Origin of the sequence: Pseudomonas sp. GL-B-26, assembly GCF_019947405.1 — a bacterium.
GTDB lineage: Bacteria > Pseudomonadota > Gammaproteobacteria > Pseudomonadales > Pseudomonadaceae > Aquipseudomonas.
This window is the reverse complement of sequence record NZ_JAGYGJ010000007.1, coordinates 121,630-148,306: the sequence shown is the minus strand read 5'-3', so window position 1 is coordinate 148,306 and position 26,677 is coordinate 121,630. Positions and strand designations below refer to the sequence as shown.

The window sequence follows — 26,677 nt, the reverse complement described above, 5'->3', positions numbered from 1 at the left end:
GAGCGGGCTTGCTCGCGAAGACGGCCTACCAAGCACCGAAGAAACGCCTGATAAATCCAAAAAATCGAAGAGGTGTCGAATGCGTCTATTGAAATCCATGGTGCCGGTCGCACTGGCGTTATTGTTCAGCGCCGTTGCGCAGGCTCAGCCAACGGTCAGCGTCTACAACTGGACCGATTACATCGGCGAGACCACCCTCGTCGACTTCCAGGCGAAAAGCGGGATCAAGGTGATCTACGACGTGTTCGATTCCAACGAAACCCTGGAGGGAAAATTGCTCGCTGGCCGCACCGGGTATGACGTGGTGGTGCCGTCCAACCACTTCCTCGCTCGCCAAGTGAAAGCCGGCGCGTTCCTGAAGCTCGATCGTTCGCAGCTGCCCAACTTCAAGAACCTTGACCCGAAACTGCTGGCGCTGCTGGAGAAAAACGATCCGGGCAACGAACACTCGGTCCCGTACCTGTGGGGCACCAACGGCATCGGCTACAACGTCGACAAGGTCAAGCAAGTGCTGGGCATTGACCGCATCGATTCCTGGGCCGTGTTTTTTGAACCGCAGAACCTGAAGAAACTCAGCCAGTGCGGCGTGTCGATGATGGATTCGGCCGATGAAGTGTTCCCGGCCGTGCTCAATTACATGGGCATGGACCCGCGCAGCGAAAACCCTGAAGACTTCAAGAAAGCTGAAGCCAAGCTGTTGGCCATCCGCCCTTACATCACTTACTTCCACTCCTCGAAGTACGTTTCAGATTTGGCCAACGGCGACATCTGCGTGGCATTCGGTTACTCGGGTGATGTGTTCCAGGCCGCGAACCGGGCCAAGGAAGCCAAGAACGGCGTGAACATCGCCTACGCGATTCCCAAGGAAGGCAGTAACTTGTGGTTCGACCTGTTGGCGGTTCCCGCAGACGCCAGCAACCAGAAAGAAGCGCACGCCTTCATCAACTACTTGCTGGACCCGCAAGTGATTGCCAAGGTCAGCGCGTCGGTCGGTTACGCCAACCCTAACCCGGCGTCCAAGCAAGACATGGACCCGGAACTGGTCAACAACCCTGAGGTTTACCCACCCCAGGCAGTCCTCGACAAGCTCTACATTTCCACCACCCCGCCCCAGGCGATTATGCGTTTGATGACCCGTTCCTGGAGCAAAGTGAAGTCCAACCAATGAACCAGTACAGCAACGAACATGCCCGCTCCTATTACGCGGCGTCAGCCAATGGAATGGCGCCCTACCCCACACTGGCCGAGGATCTTGAGGCCGATGTCTGTGTGATCGGCGGCGGCTTTACCGGCGTTAACACAGCGATCGAACTGGCGCAGCGCGGACTCTCGGTGATCCTGCTGGAGGGCCGGCGTATTGGCTGGGGCGCCAGCGGGCGTAACGGCGGGCAGTTGATCCGCGGTATCGGCCATGACGTCAGCGGTTTTGCCCGTCATGTCGGTGAAGAAGGCGTGCGTTACCTTGAGCGTGCGGGCGTCGAATCGGTAGCGCTTGTGGGCAACCGCATTCGTGAACACGGGATTGATTGCGACCTGCGCTGGGGGTTCTGTGAACTGGCCAATACTAAAGCGCAGTTCGCGGCGTTCAAGGCTGAGCAGCAGGGCCTTGCCGAATCGGGTTACGCCCACGAAACCCGACTCGTCGGGCCGGAGCAGATTCGTCAGCAGGTGGTGAACTCAGGCGTGTATGCCGGTGGTCTCATCGATATGGGCTCGGGTCACTTGCACCCGCTCAATCTGGTCCTTGGCGAAGCACTATTGGCGCAATCCCTCGGCGTGAAGATCTTCGAGCAGAGCCCGGTGCTGGAGTTGATCCATGGCAGCACCGTGCAGGTTCGCTGTGCCGGCGGCACGGTGCGCGCCGGCAGTCTGGTGCTGGCGTGTAACGCTCACCTGGAAGAGCTCGAACCGAAACTGAGCGGCAAGGTCCTCCCGGCGGGCAGCTACATCATCGCCACCGAGCCGTTGGCGCCCGATGTTGCAGCGCAATTGATCCCGCATAACCTGGCGCTCTGCGACCAGAAAGTCGGTCTGGATTACTACCGGCTCTCGGCAGATCGACGCTTGCTGTTCGGCGGCGCCTGTCATTATTCCGGGCGCGATCCGGCGAACATCGAAGCGTACATGCGCCCGCACATGCTCAAGGTCTTCCCGCAACTGGCCAACGTGCGCATCGATTATCAATGGGGCGGCAAGATTGGCATCTCCGCCAACCGCTTCCCTCAGGTCGGGCGCTTGAGCCAGCATCCGAACGTGTTTTACGCCCAGGGTTACTCCGGTCATGGCCTGAACGTGACCCACTGGTGCGCAAAGCTGTTGGGCGAAGCGATCCACGTCGGACACAGTCAGGGCTTTGACGTGTTCAGCGCCGTGCCGCACATGACCTTTCCGGGCGGGTCTATGCTGCGCTCTCCGCTGCTGGCGCTCGGCATGTTCTGGTATCGCCTGCGCGAACTGCTCGGCTGAACGCCCTCCCACCTTCGATAAAACGCCATTCCCCTGTAGGAGATCACCGTACGTCCGCATCCTATTGAATAACCTTTTAATTTGCTCAATTGCGAGGTCCTTCTATATTGAGGGAGTGCTCTGACTTCCCTGCGTCCTGGCGAGTGCAGCCTATGGCTACGACTGATCCACTGATCATCTGCGAGCACTGCGACTGCGTGTATGAAAAAGTCACGCTCGCCAAACATCAAAAAACCCTCTGTACGCGCTGCGGCGGCGTGCTTCAGCGCTATAACGGCCTGACGGTGGAACAACGTCTGGCGTTGACCTTCACCGCGTTGATGCTGTGGATTTTCGCCAACTTCTATCCCGTCATGAACATCAGCCTCAAAGGCCTGAAAAACAGCGCAACACTCTGGGATTCGGTGCTTGCCCTGAGTCTGGGGCCGATCACTTTCATCGCCATGGTGGCGGCGATCGCGATGATCATCGCGCCGATTTTCCAGCTGGTGCTGCTTGTCTGGGTGCTGAGCTTCGCCCTCGCCTCCCGCCGCTCACCCGGTTTCAGGTTCTGCATGCGCTGGCTGGAAACCCTCAGGCCCTGGAGCATGCTGGAGGTCTGTCTGCTGGGGGCGATGGTCGCGGTCATCAAACTCGCCGGATTGCTGGATGTACTGCCCGGCATCGGCCTGTTTGCCCTGGCCATCCTCAGTCTGATGATGATCCGCATCGCCGGGCGCGACATCCGTGACCTATGGGACATCTTATGAACAGGCCCCCGGTGGCGAGTGAACTCAACCTGTGCCTGTGTCATAGCTGCGGCCTGGCCTGTGACATGACCGATGAGCCTCACGAATGCACTCGCTGCGGCGCGCCGCTGCATCGGCGCAAAGCCAACTCACTGGCCCGGACCTGGGCCTACATGTTCACTGCCCTGGCGTTTTACGTCCCGGCGAATCTGCTGCCAGTGATGAACACCAGGATGGTCGGCAACGGCGCCGACAGCACGATCATGAGCGGTGTACTGGAGTTCTGGCAGCACGGCGCCTGGGACATTGCCCTGATTATTTTCATCGCCAGCATCGCGGTGCCGGGCATCAAGTTCGTCGCCCTGACGCTGTTACTGGTGACCGTTCAGCGCGACAGCCAATGGGCGAATAAGCAACGGTCAACGCTGTACCGTTTCGTCGAGCTCATCGGTTACTGGTCGATGCTCGATGTGATCGTGGTCGCCCTGGTGGCCTCACTGGTGAAGTTTCAAGCCCTGGCCGATATCGAACCGCGTCCGGGCATTCTGTTTTTTGGCCTGGTGGTGGTCTTCACCATGCTGTCGGCGATGAGTTTCGACCCACGCCTGATCTGGGATAAAGAGCGGAAAAATCCGCAAAACGAGGAGGTCATGGATGAAGTCGCAAGCCACTGACGGGCCGCAAGCCCCTGGGCAGGCCCCTGTCAAGACCACCCACCGCTTCAGCGTTTCGCTGGTATGGATCGTGCCGATCGTCGCGGTGCTGGTGGGGATTTCCCTGGTCGTGCACACCATGATGCAGGAAGGTCCGACCATTACCGTTACGTTCAAAACCGGTAGCGGCCTGACGGCCAACAAGACCGAGGTCAAATACCGCAACGTGGTGATCGGCCATGTCTCGGACGTGGAACTGAGCAACGATCAGAAGAGCGTCAACGCCACCATCAAACTGTCCAAGCAGGCGGAAAGCTTCACCCGCGAAGACTCGCAATTCTGGGTCGTGCGTCCGCGTATTGGCGCCGGCGGGGTGTCGGGTATCGATACCCTGCTGTCCGGGGATTACATTGGCGCCGACATCGGCCAGGCCAACGCGCGTGCAAAAAACTTTATCGGCCTGGAAAACCCGCCTCCGATTACCTATGGCGAGCCGGGCAAGCGCTTCACCCTGCGCACCCAGGATCTCGGTTCGCTGGACATTGGCTCTCCGATTTACTACCGCAAGATTCCGGTGGGGCAAGTGGTGGCCTATGCCCTGGACGCCGACGGTAAAGGGGTCAACATCGAAGTGTTCGTCCACGCGCCCAATGATGCCTACGTCACTGAAAACACCCGGTTCTGGAACGCCAGCGGGATCGACGTGAGTGTCGACGCCAACGGCTTCTCGGTGAAAACCGAGTCGTTGTCATCAATCCTGGTGGGCGGCATCGCCTTCCGCGCTCCGGAGTACAGCCCCAACGATCAACCGGCCGCCGAGGACAAAGCCTTCGACCTGTTCGAAGACCAGCTAACTGCCCTCGCCCCACCCAGCGGCAAGGGGCAATTCTTGAGTTTGCGTTTCGATCAGGCCTTGCGCGGGCTCAGGGTCGGCGCGCCGGTGGAATTCCTTGGCATCGAGTTCGGCAAAGTCGTGTCGGTCGTTCTGGATTTCGACGCGAAAAAGCGCAGTTTCCCGGTCAATGTCGGGATCATGATCTACCCGCAACGACTCGGCCAGGCCCACATCAAAATGCTCGAGGTGTTAAAGCATGACCCCAACGACGAAGCCGCTGGCGTACGCCTGATGGGCTCCTTCATCGAAAACGGTCTGCGGGGCCAGGCCCGGAGCGGCAACCTGTTGACCGGCCAGCTCTACATTGCGCTCGACTTCTACCCCAAAGCGGAGAAAGTCGTGTTCGATCCAACCGCCCGTCCAGTCTCTATCCCAACCGTTCCTGGCAGCCTCGAACAATTGCAGGAAAAACTGGAGGGCATGGTCAACAAGATCAACCAACTGCCGATCGAGCGCATTGCCGGCAACCTGGACAGCAACCTCGTCGAACTGCGAAAAGGCCTCGCACAGTTCAACGCCAAGACCCTGCCCGGCGTGCAGACCACCCTGGCGGATGTCAGCAAGACGCTGCAATCGGCCAGTTCGACCTTGGCCGAAGACTCGCCGCAACGCGAACAATTAGGTCAGACCCTCGACGAACTCGGGCGCATGTCGCGCTCCTTGCGTGAACTCTCGGATTACCTGGGACGCCATCCGGAATCGCTGATTCGCGGTCGTCCCGACAATGCTGCGCCGATGGACCTGCAGGGGCCGCCACGCAAATGACCACAGGAGCATCACTCATGGTTTATCCGCTGAAAATCAGCTTGGTCACTGCATTGTTGCTACTCGCCGCTTGCCGCGGTGATCCGATTCAATTTCACACCCTGACCCCGGCCCAACCGAGCGGCAATTCAAGGACCAGTGCTGCGGAAATCCAGATTGAGGGCATCAGCGTACCGCCCCAGGTCGATCGTCCGCAGATCGTCATTCGCCAGGGCAACAGTGGCATGGCGATCCTCGAAACCGAGTGGTGGGGCGCGAGCCTGGTGGATGAATTGCGTAGCGCGCTGGTCGATCAAATGGTCAACAACAATCCTCGACGCAACGTATCGGTGCGGTTAGACGTGCAGCGATTTGATTCGATTCCCGGTCAATATGCGTTGATCGACGTCAAGTGGCGCCTGCGCAATCTGAGCGAAGGTGATGCGCCGCTGCTCACCTGCCGCAGCACTTTGCAGACGCCTTCAGGGCCGTCCATCGATGAACTGGTGGCGGCTCAACAAAACAACGTCAAACGCCTGGCCGCGCTTATCAGCCAGGCCGCGGGTGGAACACAAAAAGGGTGTCCATCGGCTTGATTAAGCCATTACGCGATCCGTAGCAGCTGGCGAAGCCTGCTGCTACAAGTGATGCGTTGCTACTGAAATTTTGACGTTTTTTTCTCATTTGGCACTTTACATTTGCCGCGCCTCAAACATGCAAATGATTCGTATTGATCTACACTGATCGACGACCCTTCCCGTCGTTTCTGCCGAGTCTGCGCGCACGATTATTAAAAGAAACAGGAGCTGCACAACGCATGAGTCCCAACATCCCTTCTTTCCTGAAAACAGCACTGCTGGCCACCGCTTTGCTGAGTGCCGGTCATGTGTATGCGGCGGATGCCGATGGCATCGTGGTCTACAACGCCCAGCACGAAAGCCTGACCAAATCCTGGATCGAGGGTTTTACCAAGGAAACCGGCATCAAGGTCACCGTGCGCAATGGCGACGACACCGAGATGGGCAATCAGATCGTACAGGAAGGCGCTGCCTCCCCGGCCGACGTGTTCCTGACCGAAAACTCCCCGGCCATGGTGCTGGTCGACAACGCGGGGCTGTTTGCGCCGGTTGCGCCGACCACCCTGGAACAGGTCGGCAATGCTTACCGCCCGGCCCATGGCAAATGGGTGGGGATCGCCGCGCGCTCCACGGTGTTTGTCTATAACCCGAGCAAACTGCCCGAAGCCGAACTGCCCAAGTCGCTGATGGACCTCGCCGGCCCGAACTGGAAAGGTCGCTGGGGCGCTTCACCGGCCGGTGCCGACTTCCAGGCCATCGTCGCCGCCGTGCTGGAACTCAAGGGTGAAGCCGCCACCCTGGAATGGCTCAAAGGGTTGAAGGCCAATGCCACGATCTATCGCGGCAACAGTGCGGTACTGAAAGCGGTCAACGCCGGGCAGGTCGACAGCGGCGTGATCTACCACTATTACAGCTTCGGCGACCAGGCCAAGACCGGCGAAAACAGCAAGAACACCGCCCTGCACTACTTCAAGCACAAGGATCCGGGCGCGTTTGTCAGTGTCTCCGGTGGCGGCGTTCTGGCGTCCAGCAAACACAAGGAACAAGCCCAGGCGTTCCTCAAATGGGTTACCGGCAAAGATGGCCAGGCCATCCTCAAAACCGGTAAATCGTTCGAATACGCGGTGGGCAAGAACGCTGAATCCAATCCAAAACTGGTGCCTTTGCAGCAACTCGACGCGCCGACAGTCGATGCTTCAAAACTCGACAGTAAAAAAGCCGTGGAGTTGATGACTCAGGCGGGACTGCTCTAATTGATGCCTGAAACCTTGCCAGCGGGTGTCGCCGAGGCGATACCCGCGAACTTGCGACGACGATCCCGCGGCCTCTTCGCGGGGCGTGGCGGCGCGTGGGTGATCAGTTTGTCGGTGCTGGTTTCGCTGCTGTCGCTGCTGCCGATTGCCTTCGTCATCGGCGTATCGTTTCAGACAGGCTGGGCGACCCTTGTGCCGCTGGTATTCCGGCCGCGGGTCGCTGAATTGTTGATCAACACCGTTTTACTGGTGGTGATCACGATTCCGTTGTGCGTCACGTTAGGCCTGTCTCTGGCCTGGCTGACAGAACGCACCAACCTGCCGGGGCGGCGCTGGTGGTCGTTGTTGGCGACCGCGCCGCTGGCGGTGCCGGCGTTCGTTCACAGCTATGCGTGGGTCAGTCTGGCCCCGCCGATTCACGGGCTGTTTGCCGGGGTTCTGGTTTCGGTCATCGCCTACTTCCCGTTCCTGTACCTGCCGATTGCTGCGACCCTGCGCAGGCTCGATCCGGCCATCGAAGACGTTGCCGAATCGCTCGGTCTCAAACCCTGGGCGATATTTTTCCGGGTGGTGCTGCCGCAATTGCGCCTGCCTATCTGCGGCGGCGCTTTGCTGGTGGGCCTGCACCTGCTGGCCGAATATGGCCTATACGCAATGATCCGCTTCGACACCTTCACCACGGCCATCTTCGATCAGTTCAAATCCACCTTCAACGGCCCCGCCGCCAACATGCTGGCCAGCGTGCTCGCGCTGTGTTGCCTGGTGATGCTGACCGCAGAATCGACCGCTCGCGGCACGGCGCGTTACGCCCGGGTCGGGTCGGGAAGCGCTCGCGAACAGCGGGTGGTGCGCCTGAAACCTGCAACCACCTTCCTCGCCCTGACCGTACAGATTGCGACCTGCGCACTGGCGCTGGGCGTGCCACTCGTGACTTTGGGTAACTGGCTGATCGCCGGCGGTACGCAAGTCTGGCAGATGGACGAACTTCTGCCGGCGCTGGAACAGACGCTGCTGCTCGGTGTTGCGGGTGCCGCCCTCACCACCTGCGCCGCCATCCCGATTGCCTGGTTGTCGATTCGCTCTCCGGGCCGGTTGCAACGTGTGCTGGAAAGCTGCAACTACATCACCAGTTCGTTGCCGGGGATCGTCGTAGCCTTGGCATTGGTGACCGTCACCATCCATTTCGCCCGACCGATTTACCAGACCACGATCACGGTGCTGCTGGCGTATCTGCTGATGTTTTTGCCTCGCGCCCTGGTGAGTTTGCGCGCCGGGATCGCGCAGGCGCCGGTCGAACTGGAAAACATGGCCCGCAGCCTCGGCCGCTCACCCGCCCGGGCCTTATGGCTGATCACCCTGCGCCTGGCCGCGCCCGGCGCTGCCGCTGGCGCGGCGCTGGTGTTTCTGGCGATCACCAATGAGTTGACCGCCACCCTGCTGCTCGCCCCCAACGGCACGCGCACCCTGGCCACCGGATTCTGGGCCATGACCAGCGAAATCGACTACGCCGCGGCTGCGCCCTATGCCCTGCTGATGATTTTGCTGTCGCTTCCCTTGACCGGACTTCTTTATCACCAATCCAAACGAACGGCTGGCCGATGAACGCTCTTGAACTCCATTCCATTTCCAAGTCCTACGGCGCCCATCAAGCGCTGGAGAGCATCAACCTGTCGGTGCCAACGGGCAGCCGAACGGTCATCGTCGGCCCGTCGGGCTCAGGAAAAACCACGCTGTTGCGGATGATTGCGGGCTTCGAATTCCCGGACTCGGGCCGTCTATCATTCAATGGCCAAACGCTCGTCGACGACACCCACGAAGTCCCGGCGCATCAGCGCTTGATTGGCTATGTCCCGCAGGACGGCGCCCTGTTCCCGCACATGACCGTGGCCGCGAACATCGGTTTCGGGCTTTCGATCAAGGGCGGTGCAAAACAGGAGCGAGTCGCAGAGTTGATGGACAGCGTGGCGCTGGATACGAACATGGCCAATCGTTGGCCTCATGAACTGTCCGGCGGCCAGCAACAACGCGTGGCGCTGGCGCGGGCGTTGGCGCAACAGCCGCGCCTGATGTTGCTGGACGAGCCGTTTTCGGCCCTCGACACCGGACTTCGAGGCGCCATGCGCAAAATGGTCGCACGGCTGCTGACCGACGCCGGCGTGACCACCATTCTGGTCACCCATGACCAGAGTGAAGCCTTGTCGTTTGCCGATCAGTTGGCGGTGATGCGCGACGGCCGGCTGGTGCAGTCAGGCCATCCGCTGGATCTTTACCGCTACCCCGAGGATGAACAGACCGCGCTGTTTCTGGGGGATGCCGTGGTCTTGCCCGCCAGAATCGAAGCCGGCTGGGCCCATTGCGATCTCGGTCGCATACCGGTGAACAACCACCGGAACAACAAATCGGCGCAGATCATGCTGCGTCCCGAACAACTGCAACTCGTCAGTATCCAGCCCAGCCCAACCGAGGCTTCCGGGTGCCGCGCCGTCGTGACCGAGCGGGATTTCAGCGGCAATACCTGCACGTTGACGGTGGAACTGGAAACATTGGCTTCCGGGCAACAGCCTGGTCGATCATTAATGGTGCGCAGTTCGGGCCTGTATGCGCCACCCGCCGGCAGCGCGGTTCACGTCTCGACAATCGGCCATGCCCACGTACTGAGCGAATCCTGAACCCCGTCCATCAAAGATCGAACCGGTCCACGGCCCGACGCCGTTCGTTGTCATCGCGCACATCGTAGTTGGCCGTGGTCTGGATGTTGCTGTGATGGGCGAGTTTCTGGGCGATCGACAAGTCATACTCCTCGATCACTCGGGTAATGAACGAACGTCGAAAATCATGCGGCATGATTTTCACCCCGACCTGCGCGCCCCGCTGTCGGGCGATGTAATAAATCGCATGTTTGGTGATGCGCTCGCGGGTGATGTGACTGCCGCGGCGAATGCGGTTGAACAGGAACGAATCATCCACTTCACCCTCCTTCAGTAGCGAGCGCCGCAGTTCCAGCCAGTCATTGAGTTTGGCGAACGCCCAAGCCGGTGCGTACTTGATCAATTGCTTGTTGCCCTTGGCGGTCACACGAAGGCTGCGCTCGGTGAAATCGACCTGGTTCAGGTCCAGGTTCACCGATTCCGATTTGCGCATGCCCGAGCCATACAAAATCCCGATGATCGCCGCATCCCTCAACCCTTGCGGCCGTGGATCGGCAGCACAGACCGCCATCAATTCCTGGATCAGCGTGCGCCTGAGGTTTCGCCCCTGGGACAATCGTGTGCCGGCAATCCCCTTGACCGAGCGCATCTTCAGCAGGTGTTCCTGACTGATCAGGCTCATGCGCCACGCTTCGTTCATCACCCCGCGCACCGCGTTGACGTACAGCGAAGAAGTGTTCGGCGCGTAGCCATCCGTGCGCAAGGTGGCCACCAGTGCGATGACATCTTCAGGTTGCAGGTTGTGCCAGGGAATCTCCTCGACGTTCATGTCTTCGAAGCCCAACCGGTCAGCGGCGTCCTGCAAAACATAACGCATGGTCAGCTGGCTGGAGGGCGCCAGACGCGCCAGATACAGGGTCAACGGATTGGTCTTTAAGGGAGTCGAGTCGGTAGCGGGTAAGTCGATCAAACGAAACGGCCTTCAATGGAAACAGTTCATTAAACAACTAAGGATTGAAACATCCTTCATGTAAAGCAGGACACTTCTGTAGGACTTTCTACTAGAAAACTCGATGAACGGCAGAAGTCTGAACAGTGGCTGTATGACCTCCAGATAAACGATTCGCCGACCGGTTTTTCATGTTCCTTTCACAAAATCGGGAATAACCTCAATGGATCCGGCCTGTCTCTTTGCGAGGGACCAACCTGCCGACCATCGCAGAAAATGTCAACCTATCTAAATCGTCAGGTATTTCGAGTAAGTAATTGATGCAGCTTTTGTTTTAGCGTCTACGCTTGCAATGGATCCAAAATTTTTTTAGCCTCACAGGCTATTCACTCTTCAGCCCCGAGGTGTCCATGAGTCAGGCTTTTCTCCCCTTCTCCCGCCCCAGTATCGGCGATGAAGAAATTGCCGCCGTAGAGCAAGTATTGCGCTCTGGCTGGATCACTACCGGGCCGAAAAACCAGGAACTGGAAGAGCAATTCGCCAACTACGTGGGATGCCGTCATGCCGTGGCACTGTCCTCGGCCACCGGCGGGATGCACATTACTTTACTGGCACTGGGAATTGGTCCGGGCGATGAAGTCATCACGCCGTCGCAGACCTGGGTGTCCACTGCCAACATGATCTGCCTGTTGGGCGCGACACCCGTGTTCGTCGACGTTGATCGCGACACGCTGATGAGTGACCTGGCCAGCATCGAAGCAGCGATCACGCCGCGCACCAAAGCCATCATTCCGGTGCATTACGCCGGTGCCGCGTTCGATCTCGATCCGCTTTATGCGCTGGCCGACAAACACGGCATCCCCGTCATCGAAGACGCCGCTCACGCCGCAGGCACCTTCTACAAAGGTCGTCATGTCGGCGCGAAAGGCACGGCGATCTTCTCGTTCCACGCGATCAAGAACATGACCTGCGCCGAGGGCGCCATGTTTGTCAGTGACGATGAAGCCCTGGCCAGTCGTGTGCGCATGCTCAAGTTCCATGGCCTCGGTGTCGATGCCTATGACCGCCTGACCCACGGCCGCAAACCTCAGGCTCAGGTCATGGAGCCCGGCTTCAAGTACAACCTGGCCGACATCAATGCCGCCATCGCCTTGGTGCAGCTGAAGCGACTGGACGAAATCAACGCCAAACGCACGGAGCTGGCCGGCACTTATTTGCAGCGACTGGAAGGTTTGCCGGTGCAACCCCTGGCCCTTCCAGCCTATGCGCAGCAGCACGCCTGGCACCTGTTCATCCTGCGTATCGACAGCGAGCGCTGCGCAATGGACCGTGAAACGTTCATGAAGGCCCTGCAAGCGCAGAACATCGGCACCGGCATTCACTTCATCGCCACTCACCTCCACACCTACTACCGCCAGCGCTTCCCCAACATCTATCTGCCCAACACTGAATGGAACTCGGCACGGCTGTGCTCGATTCCGTTATTCCCCGACATGACCACCGATGACGTCGATCGTGTGGTCGACGCTATTGAAAACGTTTTGGACTCAAGCCTGTGAAACCTTACCCGATCCGTTGCGTGTCAATCGTCATCCCGGTCTACAACGAGCAAGACAGCCTGCCCGAGTTGCTCCGGCGAACTGAAGCGGCATGTCAGCAATTGCACCATGACTACGAGATTGTGTTGGTGGACGACGGCAGCCGCGACAACTCGGCGCAAATCCTCGAAGAGGCCGCCCATCGCGAGTGCAGCCCGGTGGTGGCGGTCATTCTCAACCGCAACTACGGCCAGCACGCGGCAATCATGGCCGGTTTCGAGCAGTGCAAAGGTGATGTGATTATTACCCTCGACGCCGACCTGCAAAACCCTCCCGAGGAGATTCCGCGGTTAGTGGCTCAGGCCGAGCTGGGTTATGACGTCGTCGCCACCGTGCGCAACAACCGTCAAGACTCGGCACTGCGCCGTTGGCCGTCAAAGCTGATCAATCTGGCCGTACAGCGCTCAACCGGCGTCGCCATGACCGACTACGGCTGCATGCTCCGCGCTTACCGGCGAACCATCGTCGACGCCATGCTCGCCTGCCGTGAACGCAGCACCTTCATCCCGATCCTCGCCAACAGCTTCGCCCGGCACACCACAGAAATCCTCGTGCCCCACGCCGAGCGCGAACACGGGGAATCGAAGTACAGCCCCATGCGCCTGGTCAATCTGATGTTCGACCTGATCACCTGCATGACCACCACGCCCTTGCGTTTGCTGAGCATCGTCGGCTTTGGCATGGCGGCCCTTGGCGTGCTGTTCGCCATTACGCTGATTGTGCTGCGCCTGGCCTTCGGCGCCCATTGGGCCGGCGACGGGACATTCGTGCTGTTCGCCGTGCTGTTCATCTTCACCGGTGGCCAGTTCATCGGCATGGGCCTGTTGGGCGAGTACCTGGGACGCATGTACGGCGACGTTCGCGCCCGCCCCCGGTTCTTTATTGAAAAAGTCCTGCGTAACCAACCCGCTGCCCCCGCTCCCGTTGTCACCGTTGACGGTCTCACCTCCATTTCTTCAGATCAGGTTCACTCATGAGTGCAAAAGCTGTTGTCTTCGCCTATCACGATATTGGCTGTGCCGGCATCGAATCCCTGCTCAACTCGGGCTTTGATATTGCCGCGGTGTTTACTCATCCTGATGATCCCAAGGAAAACGCGTTCTACGGCTCCGTTGCGCAACTGTGCGCACGCAAGGGCATCCCGGTGCACGCCCCGGACGATGCCAACCACCCGCTGTGGATCGAGCGCATCAGCAAGCTCAACCCGGATTACCTGTTCTCGTTCTACTACCGCAATCTGCTGAGCGAACCGCTGTTGGCCACCGCCAGCAAAGGTGCCTTCAATCTGCACGGTTCGTTGTTGCCGCGTTACCGTGGTCGTGCGCCGGCCAACTGGGTGCTGGTCAACGGTGAAAGCGAAACCGGCGTGACTCTGCACCGCATGGTCAAGCGGGCCGATGCGGGCGCAATCCTCGCCCAGAAAACGGTTGCGATTGAACGCAGCGACACGGCGCTGAGCCTGCACGGCAAACTGCGCGTGGCCGCTAGCGACTTGCTGCGTGACACGCTACCGGCGTTGCTTCAGGGCAAAGTCAACGAAACCCCGCAGGACGAATCCCAAGCCACAGTGTTTGGCCGCCGCACACCGGCCGACGGCAAACTTCTCTGGAACAAACCGGCTGAAGAATTGTTCAATCTGGTTCGCGCCGTCACCCAGCCTTACCCGGGCGCATTCTGCGCCGTGGGCGAACACAAGCTGATTGTCTGGAGCGCAGAAGTCGCCCAAGGCAATGAAGGTCAAGCGCCTGGTCGCGTCATCAGTGTCGACCCACTGCGTATCGCCTGCGGCGAAGACTCGCTGGTGATCACCGCCGGCCAGCGTAACGACAACGGCCTGTACCTGAGCGGCCCGCAACTGGCCAACGAACTGGGCCTGGTGGACGGTTCCGTGCTGCGTGGCGCCGAGTCCGGTCGCGCACCGCGTCGCACTCGCGTGCTGATCCTCGGCGTCAACGGCTTCATCGGCAATCACCTGTCCGAGCGTCTGCTGCGCGACGACCGATACGAGGTGTATGGCCTGGACATCGGCTCGGATGCCATCGAGCGCCTGCGCAGCCATCCGAATTTCCACTTCGTCGAAGGCGACATCAGCATCCACTCCGAGTGGATCGAATACCACATCAAGAAGTGCGACGTGATCCTGCCACTGGTCGCGATTGCCACACCGATCGAGTACACCCGCAACCCGCTGCGGGTGTTCGAGCTGGACTTTGAAGAGAACCTGAAACTGGTTCGTTACTGCGTCAAATACAACAAACGCGTGATCTTCCCGTCGACCTCCGAAGTGTATGGCATGTGCCAGGACCAGAACTTCGACGAAGACACCTCCAACCTCATCGTCGGTCCGATCAACAAACAGCGCTGGATCTACTCGATCTCCAAGCAACTGCTTGACCGGGTGATCTGGGCCTACGGCCAGAAAGGCCTGAACTTCACGTTGTTCCGTCCCTTCAACTGGATGGGCCCACGCCTCGACCGCCTGGACTCGGCACGTATCGGCAGTTCCCGCGCGATCACCCAGCTGATCCTCAACCTGGTGGAAGGCACGCCGATTCGCCTGTTCGATGGCGGTGAGCAAAAACGCTGCTTCACTGACATTGCCGACGGCGTAGAAGCCCTGGCGCGGATCATCGACAACGAGAACGACGCCTGCAACGGCCAGATCATCAACATCGGCAACCCGGACAACGAAGCCAGCATCCGCCAGTTGGGCGAAGAGCTGTTGCGTCAGTTCGAAGCGCACCCGTTGCGCGACAACTTCCCGCCGTTCGCCGGGTTCCGCGATGTCGAAAGCAAAGCGTTCTACGGCACCGGTTATCAGGACGTGTCGCACCGCAAACCAAGCATCGCCAATGCCAAGCGCCTGCTGGACTGGACGCCGACCGTGGAAATGAGTGAAACCATCGGCAATACGCTGGACTTCTTCTTGCGTGAAGCCATGCTCGAAATCGCGGACAAGCGCTAATGCAGGCGGGCCTGCGGATTGATGTCGACACTTACCGAGGCACCCGCGAGGGGGTGCCGCGGCTGCTGGAAATGCTTGAAGAAGCACAGGTCAAGGCGACGTTTTTCTTCAGTGTCGGGCCGGACAACATGGGGCGTCACTTGTGGCGCCTGATCCGGCCGCAATTTCTCTGGAAAATGCTCCGTTCCAACGCGGCAGGCCTGTACGGCTGGGACATCTTGCTGGCCGGTACCGCGTGGCCCGGTAAACCGATCGGCCGTGATCTAGGGCATTTGATGCGTCAAACCGTGGCAGCCGGGCATGAAGTCGGCCTGCACGCCTGGGATCACCACGGCTGGCAGGCCAATGCCGGACGCTGGAGTGACAAGCAGCTGGTCGAACACCTTCGTCGGGGCGTCGACACCCTCGCCGACATCATCGGGCAAAACGTCGAATGCTCAGCGTCCGCCGGGTGGCGGGCAGACGAGCGCGTGATAGAGGCCAAGCAGGCATTCAGTTTTCGCTACAACAGCGATTGCCGGGGCCAGAGCCTGTTCCGGCCGCGATTGGCCGATGGTGGCTTGGGAGCTCCGCAAATTCCGGTGGACTTACCAACGTTCGATGAGGTGGTGGGCCCCACCGTGGCGGCCAAGGACTTCAACGCTTTCATTCTTGATCGCTTCAGCCCCGAAAAACTCAACGTCTACACGATCCATGCCGAAGTAGAAGGGATTCTGATGGCCAACGATTTTCGTCAACTGCTGGCCGATGCGCGCCAGCGAAACATCCGTTTTCAACCCTTGGGCGATCTGCTGCCCGAGGTACCCGACACCTTGCCGGTTGGCCGAGTGCTGCGTGGCGCGCTCGAAGGGCGCGAAGGTTGGTTGGGAGTGCAAGGCGTATGAGCAAGCACTGGGCATTGCCGTTGTCGCTGGCCATCTTCGCTCTGGCGTATCTGCTGCCGCTGGGCAGCCATGGCTTATGGATTCCCGACGAAACCCGCTACGCCCAGATCAGCCAGGACATGCTCCTGAGCGGCAACTGGGTGTCGCCGCATTTCATGAGCCTGCGCTATTTCGAAAAACCGGTGGCCGGTTACTGGATGATTGCCGCCAGTCAGGCACTGTTCGGTCAGAACCTGTTCGGCGTGCGCTTCGCCTCGGCCCTGAGCACCGGGCTCAGCGTGTTGCTGTGTTACCTCATCGCCCGCCGTCTGTGGAACGAACCACGCAAGAGTTTTGCCTGCGCACTGCTGTACATGAGCCTCACCGTCATCGCCGGTGCTGCGGGCTACGCCAACCTCGATCCGCAATTCACCTTTTGGGTCAACCTGAGTCTGGTGGCCTTGTGGTTTGCCCTGGACAGCGCCGGCCGTGGCCAACGCCTTGTGGGCTGGGCCGTGCTGGGACTGGCCTGCGGCATGGGTTTCATGACCAAGGGTTTCCTCGCCTGGCTGTTGCCAGTGCTGATCGCCCTGCCCTGGATGCTCTGGCAAAAACGTTGGCGTGAACTGCTGATCTACGGCCCGCTGGCGATCGTCGTGGCCATCGCTGTCAGCCTGCCCTGGGTCTTGGCGGTGCATGCGCAGGAACCGGATTACTGGCGATTCTTCTTCTGGCACGAACACATCCGCCGTTTTGCCGGGGACGATGCGCAGCACGACGCGCCGTGGTGGTACTACTTGCCGTTACTGGTTGCGTTCAGCCTGCCGTGGGTGGCGCTGTTGCCACCGGCGCTCAAGCAAGCGTGGCAAACACGTCGCCAGGCGAATATCGCGTTCCTGTTGCTGTGGTTGCTGATGCCGCTGATTTTTTTCAGCCTGAGCAAAGGCAAGCTGCCGAGCTACATCCTGCCGTGCCTGTTGCCATTGGCGTTGCTGCTGGGGCACGCACTGGTGGACCGCTTGAAGCTTGAGCAAGGCCGGGTACTGGGCATCAATGGTCTGCTGAACCTGCTGCTGGGCCTGACGATTCTGGTGGCCCTGGTCTACCTGCAACTGAAAAAACCGCTCTACAACCATGAACTGCACAACCTGGTGCTAGTGTTCATCGGTCTGACCGGCTGGATCATGGCCAACCTGCTGCAAGCCTTCAGACCTTTGCAATGCTGGGCGGCGCCAGCCTTCGGCAGTCTGCTGCTGATTGCCTTGTTGCCGGTCGGGCTGCCCGAGTCGGTGGTCGCCAACAAAATGCCCGACCAATTCATCCTCGAGCATGCCCAGGAACTCAGCCAGACCGATCAGTTGCTGAGCAACGACCTCGGCGCCGCCGGAGCGTTGGCCTGGCGCCTGAAACGCCCGGACGTGGCGTTGTACAACACGATAGGCGAATTGAAATATGGCCTCGCCTATCCTGACGGCGCACAGCAGCAAGTCGACCCGAACCAGGTTCAAACGTGGATGCGCGACGCCCGCCAGAGTGGTTCGGTCGGTGTGGTCATGCGCATCAAGGGTGACGACGAACTGCGCGAAATCGAACTGCTACCCAAGGATGGCAAGCGTTATGAACAAGGCAACATTGTGATTCTGATTTTTCCTCAGGAGGCGTCATGAGCCTGTTATTGCTCTTGACCGCCTGCCTGCTGACCTGCCTGGGCCAGATCGCACAGAAATACGCCGTTGAAAGCTGGCGCGACAGGGCGTCGCTCTGGAGCGAGAAACTGCGTTCGCCGTGGTTGTGGCTGGCGCTTGCCTCTCTGGGATTGGGCTTGCTGGTGTGGCTGCTGGTGTTGCAGCGCCTCGAAGTCGGCATTGCCTACCCGATGCTGAGCCTCAATTTCGTACTCATCACCCTGGTCGCCCGCTTCGTTTTCCACGAAACCATCGACCGTCGCCACTGGTTGGGCGTGGCGCTGGTGATCGGTGGCGTGGTGCTGCTGGGGCAACAGACATGAACCTGCGTCGCGGAATCACCTTCGCGTTGAGCAGCGTGCTGCTGGTCAGTGCCGCGCAACTGGGCATGCGCTGGAGCATGAGTCGCCTGCCATCGCCCGAACACTGGCTCACCACCAGCATCGATCTGTCCGCTGTCGCCGTGGTGCTGGTCGCCATTCTCGCTTACGCCCTGTCGATGCTCTGCTGGCTCGCCGCCCTGCGGGATTTACCGCTGGGCCGGGCCTATTCGCTGCTGAGCATCAGCTACGCGCTGGTGTACCTGCTGGCCGCCAGCCTGCCGCTGTTCAACGAAGCGTTCAGCCTTTCAAAAACCATCGGGGTGGCCCTGGTCATCCTCGGTGTCATTACCATTAATTCTCGCCCTGCTCGCGCGCCCGAACTCAGGAGTGCCCCATGAAAATCAGTGTATTTGGTAGCGGTTATGTTGGTCTGGTGCAAGCCGCCGTCCTGGCGGAAGTTGGCCACGACGTGGTCTGCATGGACATTGACGAGAAGAAAGTTGAACTGCTGCAACAAGGCCACGTGAGCATTTTCGAGCCGGGGCTGGCCAGCCTGGTGCGCGAAGGCCTGGAAGGCAAACGTTTACAGTTCACCACCGACGAAAAACTCGCGGTGCAGCATGGCCAGGTGTTGTTTATCGCGGTCGGCACACCGTCCCGGGACGATGGTTCGGCGGATCTGCGTTATGTGCTGTCGGTGGGAGAAGCCGTGGCGCGTCATCGTGAACAACCGGTGATTCTGGTGGAGAAATCCACGGTGCCGGTGGGCACGGGGGACACCTTGCGCGCGCATATCGACAAGTGCCTGATCAAAGTCGGTCGGCTGTTGCAGTTCGATATCGTCTCCAACCCGGAATTTTTGAAAGAAGGCTCTGCCGTGGCCGATTGCCGGCGCCCGGACCGGATCGTCATCGGCTGCGAACGCGATGAGGTGCGTGACGTAATGCGTGACCTCTACGCGCCCTTCAACCGCAACCATGACCGGGTCATGTTCATGGACCTGCGCAGCGCCGAGCTCACCAAGTACGCCGCCAACTGCATGCTGGCGACCAAGATCAGCTTCATCAACCAGATCGCCGAACTGGCCGAACACCTGGGCGCCGACATCGAATCGGTGCGCCTGGGCATCGGCGCCGATTCGCGCATTGGCTATCACTTCATCTACCCCGGTTGCGGTTATGGCGGCTCGTGCTTTCCCAAGGACATGCGCGCGCTGATCCACAGCGCTGAAGAGGCGCATTGCTCCAGCGATCTGCTGCAAGCGGTAGAAGCGATCAACCAACGTCAGAAGCACAAGCTGTTCGAGCGCATCAATGCGTTCTACAAGGGCGATTTGCGCGGCAGGACCTTTGCCGTGTGGGGGCTGGCGTTCAAACCGAACACCGACGACATGCGTGATGCACCGAGCCGGGTGCTGCTGGAATCGCTGTTTGCCGCCGGGGCCAACGTCCGCGCGTTCGACCCGGAAGCCATGCAGGAAACCCAGCAGCTGTATCCCGATGAATCCAAGTTGATGCTCATGGGCACACCGGAGTCGGTATTGTCCGGCGCTGACGCCTTGATCATTTGCACCGAATGGCAGCAGTTCAAGGCCCCGGATTTCAGCCTGATCCAACAGCGGCTCAACGCACCGGTGATCTTCGACGGACGCAACCTGTACGACGCCGATCGCCTGGCCCGCGCCGGTTTCATGTACTTCCCGATGGGGCGCGGTGAATCGCGCAATCTGCCGATTCCGCATCAGCAGTGGCTCGCTGCTTCGGTCACCGCTTGATTGCGACATCACCCGGTATCCGCCGACAGTCTCTGGGGCTAGGGCTGTTGGCGCTGCTGCTGTTCAGCGCCGGGTTGTATCAACAGGCAGTGATCGGCTTCGATTCGCGTTTTGTGCTGTTCGCTCAGGAAATGCTGCGCCATGGGCCGACATTTTTTCCGACCACCTATGGCCAGCCGTATGCGGATTATTCTGCGCTGACGACGCTGTTCATCTGGTTGCTGTCGCTGCCGTTCGGGCAGGTCAACAGTTTGACTGCCTGGTTGCCGAGCGCCATTGCCGGGGCGGTGATCGTCACGTTGATGTACCGGTTGCTGGCGCCCTACTCCCAACGCTGGGCGTTGCTGAGCATCGCCCTGATGATGTTGACCAATACCTTTGTCACCGAAACCCGTGCCGTGTCCCAGGATCTGATGCTCGCGGCGGTGGCATTTGCGGTGTTCTACCTGGGCTATGCCGCCGATTATTTCGCCGCAAAGCGCCGGTGGTGGCTGATCTTTGCCTTGTTGCTAATAGGTTTCGGGATTCGCGGGCCGATCGGGCTGGTGATTCCCACGGGCATGCTGTGCAGCTATTTCTTGCTCAATCGACAATGGCAGCATTTTTTTGGTTTTGGCCTGATGGCTTCGGTGCTGCTGGCCGTGTGCGTTGGCGTGCTGTTGTGGCTGGCGGAAACCATCGGCGGCCCGGAGTTCATGCACGACGTGGTGCGCATGCAGATCCTGGGGCGCCTGGACGGTAGCGAAGGCGTCAGCGGTTCGCTGTATTACTTCACCAGCTCGGTGGGCAACTATGCGCTCGCGTATCCGTTGGCGTTGCTGGTACTGGCCGCGGTCTGGCTGACAAATCCGCGGCAGGCCGGTCCTGCTTTGCGCCTGTTGCAATACTGCACGGCAGCCGGGCTGATCGTGATGGTCGGGCTCTCGATCCCCCAGGCAAAAAAGGCCCGCTACCTGCTGCCGATGTTGCCCATGGCGGCTATCATTGCGGCGTATCCGTTTCAGGTGGTGCAAGGTCGGGTATTTGAGTGGTTGCGGGGGTTGATGCAAGGGCTGTGGTTGTTGATCCCGGCTCTATTGGTCGTTGGATTGATGGTCGCTCACCGACGTTTTTCCGAGCAAATGCCGACGCTGACTGCAATTTTGATCATTCTTGGCGTGCTGCAAGTCATTGCCCTGGCGGTGCTCTTTCGGCCCCGCTGGCGGGTTCAGACACTGGCCTTGTGCGCGGTCCTGGCGTTGTGGTTGGTCTATATTCTGGTATTCGAACCGGTCGAACGCCGACTCTACGACACCCGGACCTTCAGCCGCGCGGCATTCGCACTTGTCCAGAAAGACCCGGCGCCTCTGGTCCTGCACGCCATGGGTAAAGACGCCAAGGCGATCAAGTTCATGGTCAACATCGAGCAGGACTTACAGCCGGTTTTCACCGAATCGACCCAAGAACTGGAAAACCTTCAGGGGCCGCATTGGCTGATGATGGATGAAAGCGACTACCGCGCCCTGCAGGGCACGCCGTTGGGTGCATTGCCGCCCGTTTTGAGCGGCCGTTTCGACAAAAACGATTTCGTCCTGCTGCACCTCAATCCCTTGTAGCAGCTGCCGAGCCTGCGAGGCTGCGTTCGGCGACGCAGTCGTCGTGAACCCAGGCAACGCGGTGTTTCAGGAAGACCTCATGCGCATGTCTTGCGACGACTGCGTCGCCGAACGCAGCCTCGCAAGCTCGACAGCTGCTACAGTCGCCCGCATGAATTTCACTATTCGCCGTGCCCAACTTACCGACGCTGCTGCCCTCCCCGCCATTGAGCGGGAAGTTACTGTTAACCGCGGTTGAGCATGCCCGGGATCGAGAACTCTACGGTCTGACGCTGACCACGTTCCGCGACTTGCCGTGGAATGAACCGTTTTATCAGGGCATGGGCTTTGAAACATTGAGCCCTGCACAATTGGGTCCGCGATTAGCGACTGTATTAAACGACGAAGTCGCCCACGGCTTACCCGGTGAGCGACGTTGTGCGATGCGTTTGAGCCTTAGAGCGGCGCCTTCAAATCAACCCCCAACGCCTGGGCAAACGCCTTCACCAGAGGACTGCGCACGGTGTTGTGGCGAAGGATCAGATTGAACGGCGTGACGATGTTGATCAGGTCCGGGCGCACCGCCCGGAACTGCCCCTGAGCCACCATTGATGCGGCGTAATGCTGGGGCAGAAAACCCACGAAACGCCCGGTCTTGATCAGTAATGCCACCGCTTCGACCTGGGTGGCCGAGGCGGAAAAGCTGTCGTAGTGGGCAAAATTCAGTTTGTCGCGATGGATCGCGTAACGGTGGTTGATGCACTCGTAATCCTTGAGCACATGACTGCCGATTTCTGCGTCCGGCACCGAGAATAACGGATGACCGACCGCGCAATAAACTTCGGAGCGTTCTTCATAAAGCGCGTAGTAGTCAAACTCTTCGCGCTTCTGATAAACCGGCACGATCCCCGCCACTAATCGCCCCTCTACCACGCCTCTTTCCACCTCATCCAACTGAGAGGATTGAAGTTGGAACCTGACTTTAGGCGATGTCTCATTAATTATTCTAAGTGCAGCAACTAACGGCGAATTAACATCGGAAATCGTATTATCAATAACCCCCACACCAAGGTCACCGATCAGTTCGTTTTGCGCTGAACTAAGCCGATCACGAAAGTTGTCGACCGAGGCAAATAAATCAATCGACGCCTGATACACCAGACGTCCCTCTTCGGTCAGGTGAAAACCCTCGCGACCTCGGGTACACAGGCGCATGCCGATACGAATCTCCAGGTCGGAGATCTGTTTGCTGATGGCTGCCAGTCCCACATTCAGCTCGTTCTGGGCGGCACTGAAGCCGCCGGCCTCAACCACAGCCTTAAACACTTTGAGCAGTTTGAAGTCCAGACCGCTGAGGGTCAGCGGTGCCCGATGGCTCGTTTTCAACGGCGGGTTTCCGGAATTGGAAAGTGGGGTTTCCATAATGCCTATTTACCTCTGGCGCCCTATTCAACAACCTGTGTCCAACAACAAAAATAGTGCTGGTAAATAATAATGACCACAGAAAACCAGGCTTGGCAACCGCTAATAAATCCCGCACATCAGTGCCAACTCACTGATTTCGAACTATTAAAAGCTGACACTTCGATCAGCTCTCGCAACGATGCAACTGCCCTCTTGAAAACTGCTTAGGCCAAACCACGCCCAATTGATTTGTGGCGAGTGTTTCATGCCCGGCACACCGATTTCAGTTCGCTTTACCGACGAGGAAAACAACAATGTCTCAAACCACCGACCGTCTCTGGGGTGCTCGCTTCAAAAGCGGCCCGTCCGAAGCCCTGGCGGCCTTGTCCCGTTGCCCCGAGCGCTACTTTCGCCTCACCCCGTATGACCTCGCCGGTTCCAAGGCACATGCCCGTGAATTGCAGCGCGCCGGGCTGCTGAGCGAACAAGAAACCCAAACCATGCTCGACGCTCTTGAGCGCATCGGTGATGACTTCCGCGCCGGCAGCATCGCACCGACGCTGGACGATGAAGACGTCCACACCTTCATCGAACGCCTGCTGACCGAACGCCTCGGCGCGCTGGGCGGCAAGCTTCGTGCTGGCCGTTCACGCAACGACCAGACCGCCAACGACTTGCGCCTGTTCCTGCGTGATCATGTCCGCACCCTGGCCGTTGAAGTGCTGGCCCTGCAGCAAGCGCTGGTGGATCAGGCCGAGCAACACATCGAAAGCATCTGCCCGGGGTTCACTCACCTGCAGCAAGCTCAACCCATCGTTTTCGCTCACCACTTGCTGGCCCACGCCCAATCGATGTTGCGTGATGTGCAACGTCTGGTGGATTGGGACGTACGCACTTCGTTGTCGCCACTGGGTGCTGCGGCCATGGCCGGTTCCGCCATCGCTCGCCTGCCTCAGCAGTCGGCCAAGGAAATGGGTTACAGCGGCGTGTGTGAAAACTCCATCGACGCCGTGGCCAGCCGCGATCACGTTGCCGAGTTCCTGTTCATTGCCAGCATGCTCGGGATCAACATTTCCCGCCTCGCCGAAGAGTTCTGCCTGTGGTCGTCGCGGCAGTTTCGCTGGGTCGCACTGGACGATGCCTACGCCACCGGCAGCTCGATCATGCCGCAGAAGAAAAACCCGGACATCGCTGAACTGGCACGCGGCAAGGCGGGTCGCCTGATCGGCAACCTGACCGGCCTGCTTTCCACACTGAAATCCCTGCCGCTGTCGTACAACCGCGACTTGAGCGAAGACAAAAACGGCGTACTCGACAGTGTCGACACCCTGCTGCTGGTGCTGCCAGCCATGGCCGGGATGGTCGCGACCATGAAGGTCAACGTCGAAGAGTTGCGTCGTCAGGCACCACTGGGTTTCACCCTCGCCACCGAAGTCGCCGACTGGCTGGCCATGCGCGGCGTGCCGTTCAAGGAAGCTCACGAAATCACCGGTGCGCTGGTCCAGGCCTGTGAGAAACACGACATCGAATTGTGGGAAGCCTCGCCAGCGTTGTTCGCCGAGATTGATCCGCGCCTGACCGCGGAAGTGCGCGAGAGCCTGACCCTCGAAGCTGCCATCGCCGCCCGCAGTGGCTGGGGCGGCACCGCGCCGCAACAGGTGCGCGAGCAGATCGGCCGCTTGAAAACCGCCCTCGCCGCGCAGCAAGAGTGGACCGAGAACTATCAGGGCTTCCGCCTCTGAAGCAGAACACAAAACCTGTGGGAGCGGCGGTGCGACGATTCGACTTGCTCGCGAAGGGGCCGTGTCAGTCACCATTTATGTTGAATGACACACCGCATTCGCGAGCAAGCCCGCTCCCACAGGGATTGTGGTTGGCCTGAATTACCAAGTGTACGGAGAAACAACATGAGCCAGACTCAGGCAGAACGACTCCAGTCGGAGCGCAAACTGGCGGAAAACCAGTTCGATATTACCCAATACCACCATGTGCCACGGCGCTACTACGGGCGGATCTTCTTCGCCACCGTCATCGTCATTGCAATTCTCGGGCTGGTGCGGGCCTTCGCCGAAGGCAAGATCGAGTGGTCTTACATCGGCCAGTTCCTCACTTCCCAAGCGATCATGTGGGGCTTGCTCAACACCATCGTCATGGCGGTGCTGGCCATGGCGCTGGGCATTGTTTTCGGGGTGATCACCGCGATCATGCGCATGTCGGCCAACCCGATCCTGCGCTACGTGGCAGTGACCTACACCTGGCTGTTTCGCGGCACGCCACTGATTCTGCAACTGCTGTTGTGGTTCAACCTGGCGCTGATCTTCCCCACCATCGGCATCCCCGGCCTGTTCGAAATGGACACCGTGAGCCTGATGACGCCGTTCGTGGCCGCCCTGCTCGGCTTGAGCATCAACCAGGGCGCCTACACCGCCGAAGTGGTGCGTGCCGGCCTGTTGTCGGTGGACACCGGCCAGTACGAAGCCGCCAAGTCGATCGGTATGCCGCGCCTGCAAGCGCTGCGCCGGATCATCCTGCCGCAAGCCATGCGGGTCATCATTCCGCCGGTCGGTAACGAGTTCATCGGCATGGTGAAAATGACCTCGCTGGCGAGCGTCATCCAGTACTCGGAACTGCTCTACAACGCCCAGAACATCTACTACGCCAACGCCCGGGTCATGGAGCTGCTGATCGTCGCCGGTATCTGGTACCTGGCCACCGTCACCGTCCTGTCCTTCGGTCAAAGTCGTCTGGAGCGTCGTTTCGCTCGCGGCGCCGGCAAGCGTTCTTGAGGAGTTCAACATGAGAAGCATCGTCAAGGCCGTGAGCCTGAACAAGTACTACGACCATTTCCACGCCCTTAAGGACATCAACATCGAAGTCGAGCAAGGCGAAGTGCTGTGCATCATCGGTCCGTCCGGCTCCGGCAAAAGCACCTTGCTGCGTTGCATCAACCAGCTGGAAAAAATCGACAAGGGTGGCCTGTGGGTCGACGGCGAACTGGTGGGTTACCGGATCGTCGGCAACAAACTGCACGAACTCAACGAATCGCAGATCGCCCGTCAACGCCTGTCCACCGGCATGGTGTTCCAGCGCTTCAACCTGTTCCCGCACATGACCGTGCTGCAAAACATCATCGAAGGGCCGTGCCAGGTGCTCAAGCGTTCGCCCAAAGAGGCGCACGAAGAAGCCGTGGAATTGCTCGCTCGCGTCGGCCTCGCCGACAAGCGCAACAGCTACCCGATCGAACTCTCGGGTGGTCAGCAACAACGCGTCGCCATTGCCCGTGCATTGGCCATGCGGCCCAAGCTGATGCTGTTCGATGAACCCACTTCGGCACTCGACCCGGAACTGGTCGGTGAGGTGCTGTCGGTGATGCGCGACCTCGCGCAAACCGGCATGACCATGATCGTCGTCACCCATGAACTGGGCTTCGCTCGCGAGGTTTCCAACCGCATGGTGTTCATGGACGGCGGGCAGATCGTGGAGGCTGGAAGCCCCGAAGAAATACTAATAAGTCCGCAAAACCCACGCACCCAAAGCTTCATTTCTGCCGTTCGAACCTAAGCGCCAGTCTCAGAAA

General features: G+C 59.6%; 23 protein-coding genes and 1 pseudogene. 22 read left to right on the top strand and 2 right to left on the bottom strand.

The genetic code is table 11. The features are described 5' to 3' along the window. The first annotated feature begins 79 nt into the window (after positions 1 to 79). From KGB23_RS06875 to KGB23_RS06835, 9 genes are all read left to right on the top strand, one after another. Positions 80 to 1,168: a polyamine ABC transporter substrate-binding protein gene (locus KGB23_RS06875; protein ID WP_223430415.1), complete on the top strand. Its 1,089-nt coding sequence runs from the start codon at positions 80 to 82 to the stop codon at positions 1,166 to 1,168. After that, a complete protein-coding gene (locus tag KGB23_RS06870) occupies positions 1,165 to 2,466 on the top strand; it encodes an NAD(P)/FAD-dependent oxidoreductase (RefSeq protein ID WP_223430414.1) in 1,302 nt (433 codons plus the stop codon). The genes KGB23_RS06875 and KGB23_RS06870 overlap by 4 nt, the downstream gene beginning before the upstream one ends. Positions 2,467 to 2,618: 152 nt before the next feature. Then, entirely contained in the window at positions 2,619 to 3,215 is a 597-nt protein-coding gene (locus KGB23_RS06865; RefSeq protein WP_223430413.1) for a paraquat-inducible protein A, read from the top strand. Then, complete coding sequence (locus tag KGB23_RS06860; RefSeq protein ID WP_223430412.1) at positions 3,212 to 3,868, top strand: paraquat-inducible protein A; 657 nt, start codon at positions 3,212 to 3,214, stop codon at positions 3,866 to 3,868. The genes KGB23_RS06865 and KGB23_RS06860 overlap by 4 nt, the downstream gene beginning before the upstream one ends. Then, positions 3,849 to 5,507, top strand: a complete 1,659-nt coding sequence (locus tag KGB23_RS06855; RefSeq protein ID WP_223430411.1) for an intermembrane transport protein PqiB — start codon at positions 3,849 to 3,851, stop codon at positions 5,505 to 5,507. The genes KGB23_RS06860 and KGB23_RS06855 overlap by 20 nt, the downstream gene beginning before the upstream one ends. Positions 5,508 to 5,524: 17 nt before the next feature. Beyond that, on the top strand, positions 5,525 to 6,082 hold the full coding sequence (locus KGB23_RS06850) for a membrane integrity-associated transporter subunit PqiC (protein WP_223430410.1): 558 nt from the start codon (positions 5,525 to 5,527) through the stop codon (positions 6,080 to 6,082). Positions 6,083 to 6,303: 221 nt separating this feature from the next. Beyond that, entirely contained in the window at positions 6,304 to 7,317 is a 1,014-nt protein-coding gene (locus tag KGB23_RS06845) for an iron ABC transporter substrate-binding protein (protein WP_223430409.1), read from the top strand. Between the two features lie 3 nt (positions 7,318 to 7,320). Further along, positions 7,321 to 8,919 (top strand): ABC transporter permease, encoded by a 1,599-nt coding sequence (locus KGB23_RS06840; RefSeq protein WP_223430408.1) that lies wholly within the window; start codon positions 7,321 to 7,323, stop codon positions 8,917 to 8,919. After that, complete coding sequence (locus KGB23_RS06835) at positions 8,916 to 9,986, top strand: ABC transporter ATP-binding protein (protein WP_223430407.1); 1,071 nt, start codon at positions 8,916 to 8,918, stop codon at positions 9,984 to 9,986. Before KGB23_RS06840 ends, KGB23_RS06835 begins: the two co-directional genes overlap by 4 nt. 10 nt (positions 9,987 to 9,996) lie before the next feature. On the opposite strand, the gene xerC is transcribed toward KGB23_RS06835, so the two are convergent. Further along, on the bottom strand, positions 9,997 to 10,935 hold the full coding sequence (gene xerC / locus KGB23_RS06830; RefSeq protein WP_134421531.1) for a tyrosine recombinase XerC: 939 nt from the start codon (positions 10,933 to 10,935) through the stop codon (positions 9,997 to 9,999). A gap of 389 nt (positions 10,936 to 11,324) precedes the next feature. Between xerC and arnB the strand changes: the two genes are divergently transcribed. The 10 genes and pseudogenes from arnB to KGB23_RS06780 all read left to right on the top strand — a co-directional run. After that, positions 11,325 to 12,473, top strand: a complete 1,149-nt coding sequence (gene arnB, locus KGB23_RS06825) for a UDP-4-amino-4-deoxy-L-arabinose aminotransferase (protein WP_223430406.1) — start codon at positions 11,325 to 11,327, stop codon at positions 12,471 to 12,473. Beyond that, the gene (gene arnC / locus KGB23_RS06820) at positions 12,470 to 13,489 is read left to right on the top strand and encodes an undecaprenyl-phosphate 4-deoxy-4-formamido-L-arabinose transferase (RefSeq protein ID WP_223430405.1); all 1,020 of its coding nucleotides are present in this window, start codon (positions 12,470 to 12,472) and stop codon (positions 13,487 to 13,489) included. Before arnB ends, arnC begins: the two co-directional genes overlap by 4 nt. Beyond that, the gene (gene arnA / locus KGB23_RS06815; RefSeq protein WP_223430404.1) at positions 13,486 to 15,477 is read left to right on the top strand and encodes a bifunctional UDP-4-amino-4-deoxy-L-arabinose formyltransferase/UDP-glucuronic acid oxidase ArnA; all 1,992 of its coding nucleotides are present in this window, start codon (positions 13,486 to 13,488) and stop codon (positions 15,475 to 15,477) included. Before arnC ends, arnA begins: the two co-directional genes overlap by 4 nt. Further along, positions 15,477 to 16,361 carry a 4-deoxy-4-formamido-L-arabinose-phosphoundecaprenol deformylase gene (gene arnD, locus KGB23_RS06810; RefSeq protein ID WP_223430403.1) on the top strand — a complete coding sequence of 295 codons (885 nt, stop codon included), beginning with the start codon at positions 15,477 to 15,479 and terminating at the stop codon, positions 16,359 to 16,361. The genes arnA and arnD overlap by 1 nt, the downstream gene beginning before the upstream one ends. Then, on the top strand, positions 16,358 to 18,007 hold the full coding sequence (gene arnT, locus KGB23_RS06805; RefSeq protein WP_223430402.1) for a lipid IV(A) 4-amino-4-deoxy-L-arabinosyltransferase: 1,650 nt from the start codon (positions 16,358 to 16,360) through the stop codon (positions 18,005 to 18,007). The genes arnD and arnT overlap by 4 nt, the downstream gene beginning before the upstream one ends. Continuing rightward, on the top strand, positions 18,004 to 18,348 hold the full coding sequence (gene arnE, locus KGB23_RS06800; RefSeq protein WP_223430401.1) for a 4-amino-4-deoxy-L-arabinose-phosphoundecaprenol flippase subunit ArnE: 345 nt from the start codon (positions 18,004 to 18,006) through the stop codon (positions 18,346 to 18,348). The genes arnT and arnE overlap by 4 nt, the downstream gene beginning before the upstream one ends. Then, positions 18,345 to 18,746, top strand: a complete 402-nt coding sequence (arnF, locus tag KGB23_RS06795) for a 4-amino-4-deoxy-L-arabinose-phosphoundecaprenol flippase subunit ArnF (protein ID WP_223430400.1) — start codon at positions 18,345 to 18,347, stop codon at positions 18,744 to 18,746. The genes arnE and arnF overlap by 4 nt, the downstream gene beginning before the upstream one ends. Beyond that, complete coding sequence (locus KGB23_RS06790; RefSeq protein ID WP_223430399.1) at positions 18,743 to 20,122, top strand: UDP-glucose dehydrogenase family protein; 1,380 nt, start codon at positions 18,743 to 18,745, stop codon at positions 20,120 to 20,122. Before arnF ends, KGB23_RS06790 begins: the two co-directional genes overlap by 4 nt. Further along, complete coding sequence (locus tag KGB23_RS06785) at positions 20,119 to 21,717, top strand: ArnT family glycosyltransferase (protein ID WP_223430398.1); 1,599 nt, start codon at positions 20,119 to 20,121, stop codon at positions 21,715 to 21,717. The genes KGB23_RS06790 and KGB23_RS06785 overlap by 4 nt, the downstream gene beginning before the upstream one ends. 215 nt (positions 21,718 to 21,932) lie before the next feature. Beyond that, a pseudogene (locus KGB23_RS06780) lies at positions 21,933 to 22,244 on the top strand (hypothetical protein); the annotation flags it as partial. Here KGB23_RS06780 and KGB23_RS06775 read toward each other — a convergent pair. Continuing rightward, on the bottom strand, positions 22,153 to 23,118 hold the full coding sequence (locus KGB23_RS06775) for a LysR family transcriptional regulator (RefSeq protein ID WP_223430397.1): 966 nt from the start codon (positions 23,116 to 23,118) through the stop codon (positions 22,153 to 22,155). The pseudogene KGB23_RS06780 and the gene KGB23_RS06775 sit on opposite strands and share 92 nt — an antisense overlap. A gap of 296 nt (positions 23,119 to 23,414) precedes the next feature. On the opposite strand from KGB23_RS06775, the gene argH reads away from it, so the two are divergent. From argH to KGB23_RS06760, 3 genes are all read left to right on the top strand, one after another. Then, complete coding sequence (gene argH, locus KGB23_RS06770) at positions 23,415 to 24,842, top strand: argininosuccinate lyase (protein WP_223430396.1); 1,428 nt, start codon at positions 23,415 to 23,417, stop codon at positions 24,840 to 24,842. Between the two features lie 165 nt (positions 24,843 to 25,007). Next, positions 25,008 to 25,886, top strand: coding sequence for an amino acid ABC transporter permease (locus KGB23_RS06765; protein WP_056745976.1), 879 nt, complete (start codon positions 25,008 to 25,010; stop codon positions 25,884 to 25,886). A gap of 10 nt (positions 25,887 to 25,896) precedes the next feature. Then, positions 25,897 to 26,661: an amino acid ABC transporter ATP-binding protein gene (locus KGB23_RS06760; protein WP_033054778.1), complete on the top strand. Its 765-nt coding sequence runs from the start codon at positions 25,897 to 25,899 to the stop codon at positions 26,659 to 26,661. The last annotated feature ends 16 nt before the right edge of the window (positions 26,662 to 26,677 follow it).